14 protein-coding genes are annotated in these 18,963 nt (G+C 56.2%); 2 read left to right on the top strand and 12 right to left on the bottom strand.

Annotated features, from left to right (window positions below; all coding sequences use genetic code 11):
• Positions 1–21 precede the first annotated feature (21 nt).
• The 10 genes from ACFSDX_RS17780 to ACFSDX_RS17735 all read right to left on the bottom strand — a co-directional run bounded on the left by ACFSDX_RS17780 (position 22) and on the right by ACFSDX_RS17735 (position 15,063).
• Positions 22–4,023, bottom strand: a complete 4,002-nt coding sequence (locus tag ACFSDX_RS17780; RefSeq protein ID WP_382315973.1) for a beta strand repeat-containing protein — start codon at positions 4,021–4,023, stop codon at positions 22–24.
• Between the two features lie 410 nt (positions 4,024–4,433).
• Positions 4,434–5,021, bottom strand: a complete 588-nt coding sequence (locus ACFSDX_RS17775) for a DUF4468 domain-containing protein (RefSeq protein WP_382315971.1) — start codon at positions 5,019–5,021, stop codon at positions 4,434–4,436.
• 199 nt (positions 5,022–5,220) lie between these two features.
• Complete coding sequence (locus ACFSDX_RS17770) at positions 5,221–5,421, bottom strand: hypothetical protein (RefSeq protein ID WP_382315969.1); 201 nt, start codon at positions 5,419–5,421, stop codon at positions 5,221–5,223.
• 359 nt (positions 5,422–5,780) lie between these two features.
• The gene (locus ACFSDX_RS17765; protein WP_382315967.1) at positions 5,781–6,260 is read right to left on the bottom strand and encodes a hypothetical protein; all 480 of its coding nucleotides are present in this window, start codon (positions 6,258–6,260) and stop codon (positions 5,781–5,783) included.
• A gap of 121 nt (positions 6,261–6,381) precedes the next feature.
• Positions 6,382–7,245, bottom strand: coding sequence for an ion transporter (locus tag ACFSDX_RS17760; RefSeq protein ID WP_382315965.1), 864 nt, complete (start codon positions 7,243–7,245; stop codon positions 6,382–6,384).
• Positions 7,246–7,737: 492 nt separating this feature from the next.
• On the bottom strand, positions 7,738–8,280 hold the full coding sequence (locus tag ACFSDX_RS17755; RefSeq protein ID WP_382315964.1) for a hypothetical protein: 543 nt from the start codon (positions 8,278–8,280) through the stop codon (positions 7,738–7,740).
• A 205-nt stretch (positions 8,281–8,485) separates the two neighbouring features.
• Positions 8,486–11,218 (bottom strand): N-acetylmuramoyl-L-alanine amidase, encoded by a 2,733-nt coding sequence (locus ACFSDX_RS17750; RefSeq protein WP_382315962.1) that lies wholly within the window; start codon positions 11,216–11,218, stop codon positions 8,486–8,488.
• A gap of 210 nt (positions 11,219–11,428) precedes the next feature.
• Complete coding sequence (locus ACFSDX_RS17745; RefSeq protein ID WP_382315960.1) at positions 11,429–13,333, bottom strand: hypothetical protein; 1,905 nt, start codon at positions 13,331–13,333, stop codon at positions 11,429–11,431.
• Between the two features lie 521 nt (positions 13,334–13,854).
• Positions 13,855–14,349, bottom strand: coding sequence for a type IV toxin-antitoxin system AbiEi family antitoxin (locus ACFSDX_RS17740; RefSeq protein ID WP_382316169.1), 495 nt, complete (start codon positions 14,347–14,349; stop codon positions 13,855–13,857).
• Between the two features lie 477 nt (positions 14,350–14,826).
• Positions 14,827–15,063, bottom strand: coding sequence for a helix-turn-helix domain-containing protein (locus ACFSDX_RS17735; protein ID WP_382315958.1), 237 nt, complete (start codon positions 15,061–15,063; stop codon positions 14,827–14,829).
• A 106-nt stretch (positions 15,064–15,169) separates the two neighbouring features.
• On the opposite strand from ACFSDX_RS17735, the gene ACFSDX_RS17730 reads away from it, so the two are divergent.
• Positions 15,170–15,508, top strand: a complete 339-nt coding sequence (locus ACFSDX_RS17730) for a hypothetical protein (RefSeq protein WP_382315956.1) — start codon at positions 15,170–15,172, stop codon at positions 15,506–15,508.
• Between the two features lie 214 nt (positions 15,509–15,722).
• Positions 15,723–16,769 carry a hypothetical protein gene (locus ACFSDX_RS17725; protein ID WP_382315955.1) on the top strand — a complete coding sequence of 349 codons (1,047 nt, stop codon included), beginning with the start codon at positions 15,723–15,725 and terminating at the stop codon, positions 16,767–16,769.
• 26 nt (positions 16,770–16,795) lie between these two features.
• On the opposite strand, the gene ACFSDX_RS17720 is transcribed toward ACFSDX_RS17725, so the two are convergent.
• Together ACFSDX_RS17720 and ACFSDX_RS17715 are read right to left on the bottom strand one after the other, a co-directional pair.
• Positions 16,796–18,172 (bottom strand): replicative DNA helicase, encoded by a 1,377-nt coding sequence (locus ACFSDX_RS17720; RefSeq protein WP_382315953.1) that lies wholly within the window; start codon positions 18,170–18,172, stop codon positions 16,796–16,798.
• Complete coding sequence (locus ACFSDX_RS17715; RefSeq protein ID WP_382315951.1) at positions 18,169–18,963, bottom strand: hypothetical protein; 795 nt, start codon at positions 18,961–18,963, stop codon at positions 18,169–18,171. The genes ACFSDX_RS17720 and ACFSDX_RS17715 overlap by 4 nt, the downstream gene beginning before the upstream one ends.

The raw sequence follows: 18,963 nt of genomic DNA, 5'->3' as shown, positions 1-18,963 counted from the left end.
GCCTTTTTTATGATAAAGGTTTTACTCAATCACCACCCGCGCCGCGGCGCTACCGCACCGCAGCACGTAGGGGCCAGCGGCGAGCCCATCCAAGGGTAGCGTCACGGTAGTAGCACCGGGGGCTAGGCCCAGGTGCCGCACCTCCCGACCAACCCCATCGAGCAGCTGCAGGCTAGTAGCGGCGGGTGGCAGCAGCACCTGCACCTGGCGCGTAAGCGTAGGAGTAGGGTATACAACCAGACCAGGCGTTCGAGTCGGTAACTGCACGGCCGTTACGGCGACGGCGACCGGCGCCGAGGGCGGGGAAGCGCAGCCGCTGGCGTTGGTCACTACCACGGTGTAGCTCCCATTAAAAGAGCCGGAGTTGACAAAAAAGGTGGCGGTGGTGGCTCCTGGAATGGCGACTCCATCCCGGTAGAATTGGTAGCTGCTGCCGGGGCTCGCCGTCAGCGTCAGGCCGGTGGCCGGAATGCCGCTAACGGTAAGCGTCGGCGCGGCGGGCGCGGCCACGACGACGATAGACTGGGTGGCACTAACCGGGCACGTAGTCCCCACCGTGTAGGTCACGAGGTAGGTGCCCGGCGTACTCCCCGCTAACGTCAGGGTCCCGGTAGTGGCATCAAGCGCTAAGCCGCTGGCGGGGGCAATGCTGAAGCGCCCCCCTGCCGTGCCGCTCACCGTGGGTAGTTGGCTAGGGCCGCCGGCGCAGTAGCGGCCGCCGCTTGCGTACGTAAAGCTGGCCACGGCCGGCACGGCCACGACCAGCGTAGCCGTACTGCTGACCGCCGCGCACCCGCCACCCTCGGCCACGGTGTTCGTAACCACGTAGGTGCCCGGCTGCGAGCTAGTGAGGGTCACGAGGCCCGTCGCGGCATCCAGGGCGAGTCCCGCAGTAGAGCTAAATCTGCCGGCGGTGGCGCCCGTTGCGAGCACCGGCGCTAGCGTGCCGCTGCAAGCCGGCCCAGGGGGATACGTAAAGTTGGCGGTGAAGCTATCGCGTAGCGTCAGGGTTTGGCTAGCTTGCAGGCCGCACTGGCCGGGGGAAACGTAAGTTACGGTGTATTGGCCCGCCGCGGAGGCGGCTAAGTTGATGCGGCCGGTCTGCGCATCCAGGGCCAGCCCGGCTGGCGTAGCCACGTAGCCCCCCCCGGCTGGCACCCCGATCAGGGTGGGCTGAATAGTGGTGGCGGCGCGGCAAAAGAGCGTATTGCCGTAATCCAGACTCCGGGCATTTCCACCAATGTCGCTGTCGGTAAGACGCGCCAGAAATGTACCGGGGCCGGAGAGGGTAGTGGTGCCCAACTCAGCCGGGCCGATGCCACCGAGTACGCCCAGGGCGTATACCTGCTGGTCGAGCGCGCCCAGGCTCAGCACGTCATCGCTACCGGAGCTGCTCACGCGCTGCGCGCGGTCGAACGTGGTCGTGGCGCCTACTTCTTGCAGCCGGGCCACAAACCCTTCGGCGGTGCCGGTCGGCGCGGCTAGGCTTATCGGGCCAAAGTAGGAGGGCATCCCGCCGTAGCTGCCGCTCACGTACACAAATTTACCAGCTACGGCTATGCTGTTGCAGTACTCGGTCGTGCCCGCAGTGCCGGCGATGCGTTGCGCCCAGACGAAGCGGGCCGAGGGACCACTATCTAGAAGGCCCGCCACAAACCCGTCATTGCTCTGATTATTAGTAAGCGTGCTGTTATAGAGCTGCGTATTGCCGAAGGAAATGGAGGTGCTGTAGAAGTAGCCCGCGATGTACACGTAGGGGCCCTGCACCGCCACGGCCGTGGCTTCCTCGCGCGTGTTGCCGGGGGCTAGCAGCAGCCAGTCGAACGCGCTCGGGGCGCTGCCCGTGTCGGTGAGACGCGCCACAAACGCATCGGGCTGCGAGCTGCTGAGCGAGGAGTAGCGGCCGGCTAGGTACAGCCGGTTGTCGCTCAGCGCTAAGCTCGTGGGCTTGTCCTCGCTGTAGCCGCCCGCGGCCATGCCCCAGTCGATGCGGTAGCTCGTGCCTAGATCCGTTAAGCGGCCCAGCATCATGTCCGAAATGCCTTGCGTGAGGGGCAGCGTAGCCGGGCCGAACGACAAGCCGGTGCCGCTATAGTAGCCCGCTACGTAGACACTGCTGCCGCTGGCCACGAGGGACGTGAATACCTCGTCGCTGTTACTAGCCACGGGGCACGCCCAGTCGAAACGAGCGGTAAAGCCAGTGTCCGTGAGCTTGGCTACGAACGCATCGAGGTTGCTCGTGCCCATGTGGGGGAGCACGATGCTGCCAAAAGCAATTGTGGTAGGATTTATGCCTGTTCCATTCGCGAAAGAGCCGCAGATGTATACTTGCCCGCGGTTATTGACGGCAATGCCGGTGACTTGGTCCGCGCCTATTCCCCCCGCCGTCTGGGCCCAGGTCCAGCTGTTACCTGCCGGGTTCCACTTAGCCACCACGATGTCGGAACTTCCGACGCTACTCAAGAGGGTAGCGCCCAATCGGGTTTGCCCGCTTAGGCGACCAGCGACGTACACGAAGCCGCAGTTATCAACTACCGAAGCTACTGGCTGAAAGCTGCCCCCAATAAAGCCCTGCTGCGCTTGTTGCCAGCTACCGGCAGCCGATACTTGCCCTACCACAACGTTCGCCCGCCCGCCCGTCAGCTGCTGCTGCTGGGCCGGTCGGCCGAGGGTGGTAACGCTGCCCACAACCGCGGCCCCAACGTATACCTGGTTGGCATCCGCCGCAATACCCGCTGCCGCATCGGTGGCTTCGCTTCCGAGTTGGGTAGCCCAGGCGTAGCTGGCACTCGCGCCAGCATCATTGAGTCGGGCCACGAATACGTCGGTAAGCGTCCCGGGATTGGCGAGGGTAGTTGTGCCAAAGCGCAGCGCCGAAGCAAAGAGAAAGTCGCCCGTGACGTAGAGCGCCCCCGCGCCTCCTAGGGCGAGGCCCGTGAGGTGCTCGGTAGAGGCGCCCCCCGCGCGCTCTACCCACGTGAAGGCCGGCGCCGGACCCGCATCGGTGAGCTTGGCTACGAATAGGTCCAGCACGCCCGTATTGGGCGGCGAGGTAAGCTGCAGGGGCGCGAAGTCGGGGGTAAGGCTAGCCGCATTGCCTGCCACGTACACGGTACTTCCGCTCGCGACCAGCGCGGCCGCCCGGTCGTCGCCGTCGCCGCCCGCCCGTAGCGCCCAGTCGATGCCGCCTGCTTCGCTGAGCCGGGCCAGAAAGATATCGCTAGTGCCCGCTGCTCCCCGACTGGTCAGGGAAGTGGGGCCAAAGGCTGCCGTACCCTGAAAATAACCGGCCCAGTATACCTTATTGCCGCTAGTAGTAAGGGCTTGAGCACCATCATGGCTTAGGCCGCCTCCTTGCCGTACCCATTGCCAGGTAGCGGCTAGCCCGCCATCAGTTAGGCTAGCTACAAAGGCGTCGTTGGTCGACGCGGTACCCCCCGCATTGGCTAGCTGCAAGGTGCCTAGTTTAAGGGTAGGCCCGCTAAACTGCCCGGCCACGTACACGTGCGAGCCGCTCACGGCTAGCGCAGTAGTGCTCGGTACCATTTCCGCACTGTAGTTGGAAGTGGTTTGGCCAGTGAGCCCCCAGTTGGGGGTGACAGTGGAGCCGGCATCACTCACTTTCAACACAAACAGGTTGAGTTCGAAGGTCGCCGGAAACGTCAGGCTGCCGAAAGTGGCGTTAGCGCTGCTGCCTAAGTAGCCGCTCACGTACACGCTGCCGGTGCTGCCCACGGCTACGTTGGTGGCCTGATCGTAGTCGCCAGTGCCGCCGCCCAGCGCCCATCCCCAGGTATTGGTGGCAGTGCTCCACTTCGCCACAAAGGCATCGGTGCTCGGCAAGCGATTGGTGCCCGCAGTGGAACTGAGCGTTGTCGAGCCTAGCTGTATGGTCCCCACGTAGCTGCCCGCCACGTACACATTGCCGGCACCATCGCTGGCCACGTTGCGAGGCGTAATAGTACCCAGTGCCGTGGTGGCATTGGCTAGGGCAGCTTGCCACGAAGGGCTTTGAGCCCACAAGCGGGTGGGCAGTAGTACTAAAAAGAGTGCGAGTAAACGTAGGCAGCGGGGGAGGCCAGGGCTAACCCACCTAAGTATGAGTTGGTAGAGTAAAGGCATGTAGGGCGAAAGGGGTAGTGAATAGTGAACAAGAAGTAGAATGAGCGCACGCGACTCGCTGAAGTACAGCCCCGGCCGAGCCCCTACTTCTGTAGTGCTGAGAAACAAACCAGATGATAGACGGCTCCTAATTCCCCGTAGGTAGGGGTAGCTATAGGGGGGGCAGATGAGGTGGGCTTATGAGGGCACCGAGCGCCGGGTGCTTTCGGAACAAGGCAGCAGTTGAGTTTAGACCCAGCTAGCTGCTAAAGCCACCACGAGCAATCTGCTAGGACCAAGTGTAGAAGAAGAGGTGCGCCACGGAATAGGCGCTAAAAGTCACTCTTATCCTTAGCCTTCCCTTGCATAGAGGTTTCCAAGTCGGCAATGAGCGCTTTGACCTGCACATCCGTTTCGTTGCGGAGGCTGTTCCAAACGCGGTGCATGAGGCCGGCCATCATCAACATTTTCTTAGGCTCTTCGTTTTCAAAAGGGCCCAGGGAGGCATCGCCGCCGTGCTGGCCAGCACCCACGTAGCCGTGGCGGAAATTAGTGAAGTCGTACTTGTACTTGCCGTCTTTGACGTAGAGGCTAACCGTGTGCGTCACGCTGCCGAACTCATTGCCCCGGTAGTGCGGGTGAGTAGTACCCTGCACCGTTAGCCAACCCTTTTCTTTGTCTTGCAGGGCGGAGGAAGCAGTGGCCGCGTGGGTTCTAGCTATCCAGTCATAAGCGCGCGTGTAGAGCTGGTCCTGGGTGGCGCCCGCAACTTCTACTACGCCCGTGTAAGCCACTAAGTGAATTTCCGGGTCAGTGGGTAGGGTGGGTTGGGTATCGTTGTCTTTTACTTTAGGGGCCTTTTGAGCGTGCGTAACGGACGTAGCAAGTAGCAGCGCGCAGCCGAGTAGGAGTGGTTTCAAGGGCAGAAAGAAAGGTGAGAGAATAAGAAGCAAAAGTAGTGTCGTACAGGGCCAACGTTGCTTTTCGAGACACTAAAGAGGTCAGGCTTTAGCGGATATAATGCACGCTGCAAGGCGCTGCTTAGTATTTCCTAGGTAGATGGAGGAATTGGCACAGCCACATAGGCAAGTAGGAAAATGGGAAGCGCGCTGCCTCTTATTACTGCGCCGCCTGAATTTTTGCTTTCACTTCCTCGTAAGAGTCGGAGGTGGAGACGACGTAGGGTAGGCCGCGGGCATTTTGCACGGCTAAGTGTAGATAAGCGCCTTCTTTCCGCGGAACGACTTTGATAAGCGTCGCAATGTTGACGAGCACGAGGGCCTTATCTGATTCTTCATAGACTTCAATGAATCCGTACATAAAGATGGGTCAAAGCAGGATGATAGTGCGGGCGCCGGCCCTGGGGAGGTAGTAGGTGGTCGTATCCGCCCCGCGCCAGCGAACAGCTAGCCAATGCGGGGAAACGAAGCGAACGATGTCTAGCTCCCAATTTCCCGCCGGAAGGGGGTGCGCATAGTGGTTGCCTACGGTATCACGCAAGTGGCGATATAGAAACCGGCCAGTAGCTAAGTTGAGGTAACGGGGGTTGACAGACCCCGTTAGCGTTTCTTGAACAGGAGGCACTGCTGGTTTTACGGTACGAGGGGCCAGGGTAGCTTGCGCCCAACTTACCGTCGGAAGCACGAGCGTAAGGACAAGGAGCACTTTCATGGCCAATTCTAAAGCTGCACGTTCGTAAGTGTGCCCGTCAAAACGCGGGTGTCAGGCCCCGTGGCGGTGCGTGCCTCGCTAGTAAAGGACCCGGAGAAGCCGGTGGTGCTAGTAAAGGTTCTGGTGGCGCTGGTCAAATAGTAGCCGACGGGCGGCAATGGGGTAGCCGTGTACGTTACCCCATCAGCACTGCCATTGTAGAGGAAGCTATAAGTGCTGGTAGGCTGGCCAGTTAGCTTCCACAGCTTGATATCGAGCACTTCGGGCCCACTGCTCGGCTGCGGAGTAGTCGTGAGGCGAAGGGTTAAGTAGTCGAATTCCGCCTGGGTAGTGGTCGTTTGCGTTAGCGAGCAAGTTCTAAAGTGCCCATCAAGGGAATAGCTCGCAAGGTTTTGCACCTCGACCACGTCTTTTTTGGAGCAAGCGCTCAGGCTTACCAGCAGCACGGGCGCTAGCAGGCTAGGTAGCAGGCGGAAGTAGGGTCGCATAGCAGAGAAGCTAGTTAAGGATGATGGCTTTAGAGGACTCAATAAGGAGGCCAGCCCCCAGCAAAAGCAAAGTAGAGCATGCTGCAGGCCCCTACCTCGTAACGGTGCTATTGAGTAGCGGTCATGAGTTAAAGCTAGCTCGCAGTAGCGTTATTGTCTCTTCTTTCGCGGCCAACACTGTCTCCTGCAGCTTGACCTGCGTCTGCAGCTTCTCTACCTCCCGCCGCAGTTCCCCACACCTCGAGCACACATCCGCCTCCCCCCGCCGCTCCTGCAGCTGCTCATTAAATCCCGAGGCCAGAATACCCGTGGGAATGGCAAACAGCCCCAACCCAAGCACCGCAATGATGCTGCTAAACGCTTTTCCCGCCGGCGTAATCGGGTACACATCCCCGTACCCCACGGTGGTAAGCGTCGCCATCCCCCACCACATCGTATCGGGAATGCTGCCAAACTTGTCAGGCTGGGCCACGCTCTCAATCGAGTACATCACGCTGGACACCAAGAGCAAAATCAACCCAATCATACCCAGCGTCACGAGTAACTCCGCTCGCTTGCGCCGCACGACCTGCCCAATCACGTGCAGCGCCCGCACGTAGCGCGTCACTTTGAGCAGGCGCAGCAGCCGCACCAGGCGTAAAAACCGCAAGTCCAACAATCCCATCGACAAGTAGAAGGGGAGCACGGCTAGTAGGTCGATAATAGCTAACGGACTCAATACAAAGTGTACGCGGCCCCACCAGGGGTGGCGGTAGCGAGGGGCTTCCACGCAGGACCACACGCGCAACCCGTATTCGATAGTAAAGACATAGATCGACGCCAGCTCAATACCCGCAAACAAGGGGTGGTACTGGGCATCAATTCCCTTCACGGAATCCAGTACCACGGTGGCCGTATTCAGTAGCACCAGCCCGATCAAGGTCCAATCAATCACCCGCTCCAGCGTGGTCTGCCCCCCATCGTAGGAATTGAGTAGGTCGTACACACGGGCGCGTGGAGAAGAGGGTGGTATATGGGGCCAAATTACGAGGAATCTATTGGCATCTTTCGTTACACAACGAAGTGAAAAGCACCAATGCTGGCCCACCCGTTGCCCCAAGGTCAAGAATAGCTGCTTTTACGCCTACTTTCCACCCTTCATATCGCCTACCTAATGGCCCTAAGTCAAGGCTAAGCTGCTGCGGCTAGCAGGTAGTTTACAACCTGCTTTCCCAGCGCTTCGACCAAACGGCCCAGGCCACTGCCCGCGCCACAGGCTGCTTTACCCCCTACCATGACCGTTCGCTGGTCAAGGTGCCCATGCAGCTAGTGCGTGGTCGGCTCACGCGCTGGTAAGGTCTGCGCAGCACTGCCTTGCGCGCGAAACGCCTAACCTAATGGCGGTAGCGCGTGTTGGGGCCCGCACGCTAGCCTCCCACCGTGACGCAATGGGGACTGATGAAGCTAGTGATGCGCAAATAAGTCAAATCGGTTTCTGTTAATAACTATTTAGTAATTCTACCTGTGATTTCTTCAGTGAATTATATGAACTGTCAACATACGTAGTAATGGATGTAGGATAATCTATGATAGCAGAGAGGTCCGAGTAGTCTCCTTTCTCCCATTTACTAATTACTAGTCGATATGACTCTTCGTGAGCACAAAACTCTCCTAAAGGTTTAGGAAACTTATTTTCGATTATTAAATCCGTATTATTTATAATCGTGTCATATATTTTATTATTCATCGGGACAAAGACTGTTTTCATCCAAGCAATCCATATTTCCTTTTCCTTCTGACTCATATCAGGGCCCGTGGCAGGTTTTCCTGGCCTAAAGCCGCCTCTAAATTTATTCCAAACTTCAGTATTAGCTGATGTTATGCCGTATAAAGGACCGTATAATTCCTTTAATTGCCTATTTATTCTTTCTAATTTTTCCTTCCGGTTCATAATTTTAATATCATTTCTATATGTGGCGAGGTAGCTAAGAATAGCGAGGGATATCGTTACAATTGTAGTGATTATGAAGTTCTTATTCATGTTGTTTTCAATGCATTAAGCATTGCTTTTAGTAAAATGGATTGTTGTATTAAGGGAGGAATTCCAGAAGCTATTTCTAACTAGCCTTGTGAACTATACTTCGTATACTTTCGGCTGCGTCCGCGTTTCTGCCACTGATAGGAAAAGTCAGCATCGGGAGTTACCTAGGGAAGGAGCGTACATAAGGCTCGTGCTATGCCCGGCTTTACCGCTCATTCCGCACGGCGGCGGGCAAATCCTGCCGAATCTGCCGCAAGTGCCCCTCATTGCTTCGGAAGATGTTCTGCTCCGCTATGGTCGCTACTGCCGGCGCGTGCGCTGACCCCAGAATACGAGCCAGGGTGGCTTTTACCGTTAATTCATCGTCATCAAAGTCCCCATGGTGGCGACTAGCTGACTGCTCTGTAAATGGGATGCGGTGGTCGATATTCGGGGCCAGCACGAGCTCTAAGTGCTTGTCTGCAATCAGCTTTAACACCTGCGCATCGGCGAACTTGCTCTCGGCCTGCAGAAACTTAGCCATACCGAGCAAGGGCATGCCCCGGTCGCGCAGGAAAGGCTGCCGGATGGTTGCCGTCTCGAAGGCATTGGACACGAGGTAGAGTAAAGACTTATGGTAGATGTTGGCGCAGTCATCGTCCTGCTCCACGGTATCGTGTAGGGCAAAAACAGCTGCGCGCGTAATCTGTCCCGCCTTTATCGCTGGGGCATACGTTTGCAGAAACAGCTCAGCCGTTATGGCTGGCGCCCAAAATGTGCAGCTGGCGACCTGGCGGCCGTATCCCTGCTGCCCGGCCATGGGACTGTCCGCCGGTAGGCGTCCCTTCGTCGTCAGGAGCTGGGCAAAGGGGGCGAGTACAATGGAGCCTGCGCTGTGGCTAACCAAGTGCAACTCGACATCCTGCTGGTGCAGCAAATCCATAAGATAGCCCAGCATTAAGCGCAAGCCACCCAGTGGACTTTCGGTCGCCATCCGGCCGTTTTCCTTCATTTCCTGCCAGAGGGAGCGGCCGCCCACGGTGCGGGCCACCGGCTCGAGGAAGTCATCGAGTCGGTCGAGCACAAAGTCCAGCGCCCCGTCCAGTACGCCTTCGGGTCGGCGGCGGCGCTGCGCATCCTGTAGCAGATTCGTGAGAGTAGTCCAAACATCACTTTTCCAGATTATCGCCAGTGGATAAACCTCGTGCTTGAGCAATTCGACCCGGTACTCGGCTACGCGCTGCAGAGCATCGTCTTCGCTTACCAAGCCGCCGTGGGCATAGATAAGCAGCCGTTTACGCTTCCATGTTTTAGTTAGGGCTGGAAAGTCTTCCAGCAGTAGTTGACGCAGCTCGTCCTCATCGTTGCCAAAAGTGCCCGTTTCGCGCAGCCTCCCATCGTTGCCGATGCTGATGATGTGAGGACGTAGGTCGCTAAAGCTGTAGGCGTTAGCTTTAACAGCTCCATTCCAGCGAACAGCGGCGACGCCTTGGGCAGTTTGCAGTTGCACTGGTACGCCCAGCCGCACTACCCACACGTCGGTGCCGTTGGCCAGCCAATCGTCATAGGTGAGGTGGGCGAATCCCCGATGCCCCCAGGCAGGTCCCCAGGAGTTCTGCAACCAAAACCCCCGCTCGTCATAGCCGACAATGGCAACGGCATGGCCTCCCAGCCGGGTAGTACCCGCTTTGATAAGGCCATCCGTCCCTATTTGCTGCCACCCATTGTGTACGATACAGGTGGCGTAGAGCACACCAACCTCGGCCAAGGCGTTATGCATGCTCACTAAGTCCTTGTGGTTCACACGAAAGTAGGCGCCGAGGGGGCAGCGGCCAGCTGCTTGCGCTAGTGTCCCGGTCAAGCGAGGTACATCATTGCCTCCCCACTCCTGCTCCGTACAGACGCCATGCTTGTGCCAGCCTTTGATGGCCCCGCGGGCACTGGAGCCTTCGTACCCCTCGCCCTCCCACTCATCGTAGCGACGGGCCATGGCGTAGAGCATATGCGCCGAGACGGGTTGGCAGGGCTGGGCGCGTTGCCCTAGTAGATAATTAGCTACGGTGGCCAGCGCAAAGCCAGTGCAGGCTCCTTCCCGTCCTTGGTCAAGCACGGGTACGCCGTAGTGCTTGGCCAACTTCTGATAGTCGACCAGCGACCGGGTAGCGGGAACTTCTCGCAGGGTAGGAATGAACAACGTATCCCGAAAATCCAGCGAATCGGGACGCGCATCCAGTACATAGTCCGATGTGCCTTTGGCCGTTGACGAGGTATGTACGCTAATGCAGTAGGTCGTGCGAACGGTATCCCGACTGGTGCCTTCGGCATCGAGCGCAAACAACTGGTCAATGGGGGAGGCTTCAGGCTGAGAAGCTGTTACTGGCCGCGTAGCAGCTGGTTTAGGGGGCTTGCCCGTTGTGGTAAAGGCAGTTGGGGATACTGTTGCTGGTAGCGTAGCTAACTCTTTCTTCACTAGCTGTAGGAATTTATCAATTCCACCGGTAGCGTCAAGCAGCAGATGCGGGCACTGCTTACCCGACCAGTGCTTGTGGGGGACGACGCGGGAGAGGTCCAGCCCAAGTAAACGTAGCAGGGCAGCGGTCAGCAGCGCCGCGCGCTGATTCGCGGCGGGCTGGTCAATACCCTTATTCTCACAAATCTCGATACCTATACTGCGGGCATTACCTAGGCTCGTGCCAGCATGCATACCCTGCTCGTAAAGGGGTAGGTGCTGCACGCACTGCTGGTCATCGACGCTGAAGTGCCAGGAGACGAGCCGTTGCTGCGCATCTGTTCCGTGCAAGTAACGCGCGTGCATCTTTGCGTTAGCCCCCCGGTCAGCATTGGCCGTGTTATGAATCGTAATAAAGGAGGGGGTGAGGGGCCGCCCAGACCGATTGCGAGCACCTTCTTGGATAATGTCGCGCGCGAGATTTAGGCGCTCATGCAAGGAGAGAGACATTAGCTTAAGGAGAGAAGTAAGGGTGGGGAGGGTGTCTTTAAACTGTTTAATGTAAATATATAATATTATATATTATTAAGCAAAAACTTTTGCTGCTTATTGGGGGCTTACATGATATGAGGAGGGATGAATAGCCGTTGCGCGGCAGTCGAAACTAGTGCAGGACCACTCAGCTTGAATTGCTTGCCCCTGAATGCGGGCTGCGCCCAGCTAGGTAGCCAACTCGGTCACCAACTGACCAAGGCTCGCGTGGACTTGCGATCCATAGCCGTGAGTTGCGAGCGCGTCGTACGCAACTACCAGCCGTTCCTGTTCTTCTACCAAGTGCCGCATCAGCGTACTGTCCCACGCCGCTCCTGTTGACACCCCCAGGGTAGCCCAGGCAGAAAGCCGCCTACCTGGCTGCCCGGAACGCTGCAGCATAGCGACCAGGTCCCGCAGCGCTTTCTGATGATGAGTGAGTAGGTTGTACAGCGTCAGTTCTACTGAGGCGAGCTGGTCGTCGGCCTCCAGCTGGGCTTGACTCCAGGCGTAGGCGAGCCGCTCACCTTGGCGCAGCTGGTCCAGGACCCACCACGCCATCGTCCAGAGTTGGTTGGTTACGCTTCCCTGCGCGTACCATTCTCCTGCCTGCTGGCAGAAGGGCAGTACGGCCAAACGTAATGAGCCGGCGTAGGCTGCGTATTGCCAGACCACGTTTGTGGGCAGAGGGACTCCCTCTTCGGGCTGGTGGTACCAGGAATAGCGCCACTGCTGGGCCTGCAGGCGCGCTAACCACTCCTCTGCCTGCGTTGGCTCTTGCAGAGGAGGTAGCTGCTGCAGCGCCAGGAGAGAGGCTTGGGCGAAGATTAAGGAGGAGTGCGTTTGGCCTTGTGCGTCAGCCAGCAGCGCAAGGTCATCGAGTGCGTCTATAAGACTCCCGAGTACCAGCTGGTGCTGGGCTAACCGCTCCGCTGGTGTGTCTGCGCTGATGACTACTGTTTCGGCCAAGGTGCGGCGCAGGAAAGCGAAGACGGCGTGTTTATCAACTAACTCTGCCAGCCGGTGGGGGACATCGTACAAATTGGCAATCAAGAGCAGGAGCCCATCGCCCATCTTCAGATTGGTCAGCACCCGCAGTCGCAACGCACGCTGCGGTCGATAGTGACCTAGCAACTTGGGAATGAATCCACCCCACGTGGGCTCGAACAAGTCACCGCGGGCTAACGCTCCTAGTATTTGCGTGAGCTCGCGGGTGGGCTCACAAGCGGCCACGTGCGTAAGCCACTCCGTTAGGTTGAGGCGGGCAACAAATACGGTTACGCAAGCCAATAGCAATTCTTTATCAGTGGGCGGGTTGGGCGGGGGCGCTGGGGCTACCCAACCCAGCTGTCGCGTAGAGCCCACTAGTTCTAAGCTCGTCCCGTAGGCCTGCAGCACACGGGGTAGATCGAAGAAGAAAGGGCGCAGCTGTGGTGCCTGTGGTACGGGAGTGGGTAATAACTCTGCCAGCAGCGTGTCGACAAAACTGGGATAGACAGGTTCGAGTACTTGCCGGGCCTTGCGCGCGTAGCCGGCGAGTACGGCCCGCAGCGAGTCGCCGGTAAAGTCATCAAATTGCGCAGCCGCCTGAGTAGAAGTGAACGACCCAAACGCGAGTCCCCCCGCGTTGACCACTACCCATTTTCCCGTGCGTGGGTGCAGGACGACGTCGCCGTAAAAGCCTGGCCAAGCCAAGCACTCGCTATGATTAAGGGTGGCGAGTAACTCGCCTAGCAAAAAGAGCGCGTCCAGATTAGACGGAATATCAAGTTCCCCTAAGGTTGGTCGAGGCGGCTCTGCGGGCACCGACGGAGGTGAGGGGGCAGTGGGCTCGGCCGGGGGACAAAACAGCCGCGGGCCGTATGCGATGGCCCACTCGCAGAGCCGGTAGTCAACTTGCTCGGGCAATTCCTCGGTGCTGCGCTGCATCAGCGCTTCAAACGTGACGCAGCGCTCGCTAGTCGTCTCGTCGATCGTAACGACGGGAGCAGATGTTACCGCGCCCGTTGCGGACAGCTGACCCTCTATCTCCAGCAATGCGTCGCCCGGCTGCAGGTGACAAACCTGCTCAAAACTCATACGATGGCTAATCATGGGAGCGGTGGACAGGATATGCTGGTAATTATCGGTTGTAAGCTTACAATGACTAGATGCCTTACTAAGTGGGGAAGCTTGCTTGGGAGTGGGGGATTTCTTCAGGGAAGTCTTTGCGGAATGAGAAGTCAAAATTGGGACTTCTACCGAACTAATAAAATACCTAATAGTGGGTATAATTAGGTAGGCGAAGCTATGTTAGAGTATAAGTGAGTATACCAAATGGGTGCTGCCTCAGGCGGCCAACTCAAGCGCAGTTGTGTGAGTACCGCTGATTGCTTCCGACTTGCTCGCAGAACTCACCACACCCCTTGAGTTGCCAAGCTCTTGTAGCAGTAGTTTCTCTTGCTTTCCCGCTTCTAGGTCCATGTGAAGCAAGTGCCTGCGAAAACACGCTAAAAACTAGAACAGGGTGCGCGGAAATAGCAAAGTCGTAGCCCAAAACGCCGCGCGTAAACCCTCGTGTTAACAAGTTCAAGTTGCTACTTAGCGAGTACTACTTAGCAATCTATTTAGGACTGCTACAGCAGATGAGCTAAATACCTATTCCGTATCTGCTGGGCCAGTCCCTGGTCTACGTCCCGGCCGGAGAGCAGCAAATCGGTGTACACTAGTAAAGGTGACGCTAACCCACTCGTGCTCGCTATTTTATGAAGTAGAAAGGGTGGAGCTAAAATTATCACCAAACCGGTTACCGGGTCGGGTATCAATCCCCAGTCAGGTAGGCAAGGACTGTAGAGGGTAAAGGAGGTGGGGGAGGAGCGCTTTTCCTGTAGCAGCAGCCGGGCCGCTGGCTCACCGCTCCAGTAGGCGCCCGTTACCATCGGCAACTGCCGCCACCGGATACCGGGCGGGGTAGCCCAGCGGTAGCGCTGGGGGCGTAGCGCCTGGCCATACTCTTGAACCCAGCGGGCCAGCAAGCCTTCGGTATCTAGTACGCGGCCGTTTTGCTCTTCCCTTACAAGCCCTTGCTGGCGTAGCTCAGCGAAAAAAGTGCTAACGGAGCCCAGCGCCACGCCGGCTCGCTCGCCTAGGGTGCGATAGGGAGCCTGCAGCAGCTGAGGCTCGCTGAGTAGGTGATACAGCAGGCGTAGCCCAACGGGGGGCGGATAGGTCGGGGAGGCGGGCACCGGGGTTTGGCCCTCGATGCATAGGTAAAGGCCTGTTGCCCGGATAAAGGCATTGCCGGCCGTATCTAAGTAGTTGATACCCCGCTGCCGGAGTGCTAGAGCTTGCGCAGGAGGTAGGTAGGGCGTGAGGAGAATAGTAGTTGGCGAAGTAGGCAAGCACTCACAAGTGGCGAACGTGTGTGAGTCGATACGGAGATGGCCATTACCAAGCCAGGTGATGGGGAGGCAAGTGCGCGCGGACAATGCCGCTGTCTGACTGGCGAGTAGGTGAGAAGTGTTCACGAAATGAGGACGCAGTTAGCCCGCTGAACAGCAGGCTGGTAGGGGCGATGAGAGAGCCGCAACAGGGCAGCGGGGAGCTCTTTACTTCTGGTCTTCCGCCGCAGTAAAGCGCAGTAAGTCAGATAATGATAGGCCCAGGGCTTCGGCCAGAGCGGCCAGAACTTCTAGTGTAGCACTTTGATTACCGGCTTCCACGCGTTGGATGGTAGGCCAGCTCAGGTCAGCCTCGTCGGCCAGCGCCTGTTGGCTAAGTCCTCGTTGCTTACGCAAGGTGCGCAGGTGCGCGCCGAAAGAAAGCAAAAGGGCCGGGTTTTTCACCCTGGCAAGGAGGTGGCAAAGACAAAAACTTATCCTATCGGATACGATATAAATTGGGGTGTCCGATTATCTTTGTTGAGGGGCAAAACCCGGCCCCTTTTACAACATGACAAACCAAAAACGCTGGTTGCTGATTCTTATCTGCGTGGTGTTGGTAGGTGGCGTAGTGGTAGCCTATCAGCAAGTACCGCGTATTCGCCTGCAAGGCACCTACTACCGAACAGGGGAGCCAACTCCCGGCTTGCAGCAAATTGAGATTACCCGAGACCGGTTCATCCTGCACCTGCCCGGCGCCGGCGCGCTAGCTTCCGAGTATGCCGTGGAAGACGGCCGAATTTACGTGGGCAGCCAGCCGAGTCAGTTCTACTTCACAATTGATGGGCTGGGGGTGATTAGTAATCAAGGGAATATGGGGATGGAGGGAACGTGCATTTTGCGGAAATAAGAAGATGATGCCACAACCACCAGTATCAGCCATCCCGCTCTTGGCTCAGGTGCAAGCTCCTACCGGAGCGATATGGTATGTACCGCAAGCTAGGCGGCACGGCGGTTTTTTGGTACAGCGCCGCTACGTAGGAAGTGGCAACCGCACTTATAGCGGAGGAGCAGGCTATGAGGGCTCCTTACATATCTATCGCGAGTTGGCCATTCCCTTACTTGTGCCCTATCTCAATCCTAATGCGGTGCAAGCCGCTGGGTTGGATATAACAGCCATTATGAACTGGAGTGCAGCTCATCCTGGGCAAATTTTTTCTCATCCTACGTACGCGTCTCTCTGCCTGCGTTGGGAAAATAATACGCATGGGTATACGGTGACAGCTCCACCTCTAGTCCCTTTACAAGCAGATGAGGTCCCATTTATTCCGTACACCTGCTGGCTTACAGGAACTACGTATTACCAGTTAGATGCTGCCGCTGAAGAACAAATATTCGCCGTTCTGCGAGCCCGGGCAGGGCTGCTACTTCATGGGCAAGAAATAGGACTGGAAGGAACTTGGCCTGGCTGGTATGTGACGGATATTAGCTTGGCGAGCGAAGTTCTAGCCGAATTAGGTCAGCAAGTAGCTGTCACCTGCAATCAATTATATTACGGCGTCTGGATATATCCTGCTGAACCAGGTTTCATGCACTGGTTGAGTCTGCATCCGATGGCTGAGGAGGCTCTAGGAGTTTTTCAGTGTCTACCCGAAAGCAATTGGCAGGTGCAAAAAAGTAGGACAATGACTGCTATGTGGGGCTATGGAGTAAGCTGGCCCGGTCGGGAGCCAGTATGGGACCAACTGGGTGAAAAGTACATATCCTTCGAGTATGGAACCACCCTGTGGCAAAATAAGGCAGTTCCTTATCCGAGTCTCCCCTTCACCCGACAACTACTTTCTTTTGAAGTGGCCGAAATGGAAGCCCCTTTAACCGAGCGTATTCCAACGCTTAAGGAAATTATTGATGCAGCAAAACCTTCTCGTTGGCAGCTGACGCAAGGACTAGGTTGGACGTTAGAAAAGCTTTTACAGCTTGAGCGCCATCCGTGGGAGTTAACTCTCGCAGAGATAAAGCAACTGGCTAGCAAGTTAGAAGTAGAAGAGAAGGGATTGGTAGCTAGTTTATGGCATGAATTGCAGGCATGGGAGTCAGCAGTGGAGCAGCAGAGAAAGACAAATGCTAATAAGGCACTGGCTGAAGTGAGAGAAGCACTAAGTAGTAGTTAGCAAGGGGTAGTAGAGAACGGCTCAGCTCATTCCCACTGCGGAGTTGTTAGGTCCTCATAGCGACCGTATTTCATTACGGAACGCACGGCAACATCTGCGGTACTGCCGTTTCGGTGCTTCGCAATGAGAACTTCTGTGACATCGATGGTCGAGTTGCCCTCTTCGTCGTTCATAATATGATAGTATTCGGGACGATAGAGGAAAATGACAATGTCGGCATCCTGCTCCAGTGCGCCTGACTCACGTAGGTCGGAGAGTTGAGGGCGTTTCGTCTTATCACGCTTTTCTACTTCCCGAGATAGCTGTGATAAGGCAATAATAGGGATTTCTAACTCCTTAGCTAATTGCTTTAAGCCTCGGCTAATGGAGCTAATTTCTTGCTCACGAATAGCGGCTTTGCTGCTTATCTTATCTCCTTTCATAAGCTGGAGATAGTCTACTGCCAGCCACTCAATATTTTCTTCGGCCTTAAGTTGAATAGCCTTTGCGCGTAGGGCACTGATAGTTAATTCAGTGGGGTCATCCAATAAGAGCCCCAGCGTCCGTAAAGATTCGACTTTCTCAGCAATGGCATATGCCTCATCGAGTTTGCCATCAAATAAGCCACGTTTCAGCTGGGAGGTACTGTAACCAGCTTCGGTAGCGATCAATTTGGTAATTAATTGTCGGGAACTGACTTCCAATGTGAAAATGGCGCCCTTTTTTCCGGTGCATGCAGCGTGTTTACCCACGGCTAATAAAAAGCTGGTTTTACCCATGCCTGGGCGTCCGGCGACAATAATCAAATCTGATTTTTGCCAGCCACCCGTGACTTTATCTAGTGCTGTTAAGCCAGTAGCTACGCCGGTGAGGCCTTGAGGAGTTGCAGCGGCTTTAATGATTGCCTGCACTTCAGCATCTAAGTAATGACCTACGTAACGCGGACGCTTTTCCTGTAGAACGCGTTGTAGACTATCCGCTGCTTGCTGCAACGCTGCGACGAGGTCAAATACATCGCTCTGCTTATCAGCAGCTCGTACTAGACCTTGCTGAAAAGTTGCCAGAGCTCTTCGGCGCACGTACTGCTCTTGTAAGAACCTGCAGTGAGTTATTATATGTGCCGCCCCGCTAATATCTTGTGTTAAAGCACATACGGCACCTTGGCCGCCAGCCGTCTGGAGCTTGCCGATTGCATCAAGTTTCTCAATAACTGTTAGCATGTCTACGGCATGGCCCTCCTGACTTAGGGCGCACATGGCGTGGTAGACAATTTGATGCGTGGGGTTATGAAAAATATCTGGGTTCGTACCCAAGGTATCCATTAACACGCGCAAGGCAGATGACTCTTGTAGTGCTGCCCCGAGGATAGCGGCTTCTAACTTCCGCGATTTTAGATCTGGGGCAAGGGTTGAGTTTGCGCTCATAGAATATAAGAATGCGTGTTGGCCTTTGCACGCAGATTTCCCTGTGATGTGGGGGTTGATAAGGCTTGTGGTAGTAGTAAAGCCCCCCGTTTGTTATCGTTGTTGAGGTAGGTGGTAATCCATTTGGACCAAGCAGGTAATGAACGTCTTACTTGCCTAGTGCGAGCGGTGTCTAGCATCTGCTGGCGATATGTCTCAATATCCACGTGGCCATAATTATTCGTCCGTAAAATTTGAGCGAACGCTTCTTTATCAACTAGTGGGCTCTGGTCGGCATTATACTCCGTCAGACTAGTAGGTGGACTTGCTCCAGGTAGCTGCTGACTAGTTTGGCCAGTCCATGCTTCAGCCATCGTTCGTTCGTACGGTCTTCTTGTTTCTTGTGGTATAGCTACTCTAGTACTGTGTAACGATGAGCGAACATTTTCCAGGCTATTTGACTTAGATTGCTCCATTGGCTTTACAATAGGCTGGAAAGTAGAGGCTGTATTGTTCAGGGTAGTAGTAAGCTCATCATGTGGCGTAAGCTGGTATACAGTTGGGCAATTTTTGTGGCCAGACTTGAAAAATAAGAGGCCATGCTGCTGCAACTTCGTTCGGGCCGAGATGAGCGTTTTCTCGGAAATGCCAATGCCGGCGCAGAGAGCTCCATTGGTATAGCCAAAAGGATTCTTCCAGCCTAGTCTATTGCATTCAGCCAGTAAAAAGTGGTAGAGAGTTGTCTCAGAAGGGGTAAAGTGCACCTGGGTATTAAGCTGCCAGAAGCGGCTCATCAATTTGAAGTAATCCAT

The organism is Hymenobacter bucti (assembly GCF_042681145.1).
GTDB lineage: Bacteria > Bacteroidota > Bacteroidia > Cytophagales > Hymenobacteraceae > Hymenobacter > Hymenobacter bucti.
Note: the sequence above shows the minus strand (reverse complement) of the source record. Positions and strands in the feature narration are given on the sequence as shown.

Bases quoted from the DNA above. Each gene is read 5' to 3' on its own strand.
- ACFSDX_RS17770 (WP_382315969.1), bottom strand. From the start codon at position 5,421: ATGTACGGATTCATTGAAGTCTATGAAGAATCAGATAAGGCCCTCGTG.
- ACFSDX_RS17765 (WP_382315967.1), bottom strand. From the start codon at position 6,260: ATGCGACCCTACTTCCGCCTGCTACCTAGCCTGCTAGCGCCCGTGCTG.
- ACFSDX_RS17755 (WP_382315964.1), bottom strand. From the start codon at position 8,280: ATGAATAAGAACTTCATAATCACTACAATTGTAACGATATCCCTCGCT.
- ACFSDX_RS17750 (WP_382315962.1), bottom strand. From the start codon at position 11,218: ATGTCTCTCTCCTTGCATGAGCGCCTAAATCTCGCGCGCGACATTATC.
- ACFSDX_RS17745 (WP_382315960.1), bottom strand. From the start codon at position 13,333: ATGATTAGCCATCGTATGAGTTTTGAGCAGGTTTGTCACCTGCAGCCG.
- ACFSDX_RS17730 (WP_382315956.1), top strand. From the start codon at position 15,170: ATGACAAACCAAAAACGCTGGTTGCTGATTCTTATCTGCGTGGTGTTG.
- ACFSDX_RS17720 (WP_382315953.1), bottom strand. From the start codon at position 18,172: ATGAGCGCAAACTCAACCCTTGCCCCAGATCTAAAATCGCGGAAGTTA.
- ACFSDX_RS17715 (WP_382315951.1), bottom strand. From the start codon at position 18,963: ATGGATTACTTCAAATTGATGAGCCGCTTCTGGCAGCTTAATACCCAG.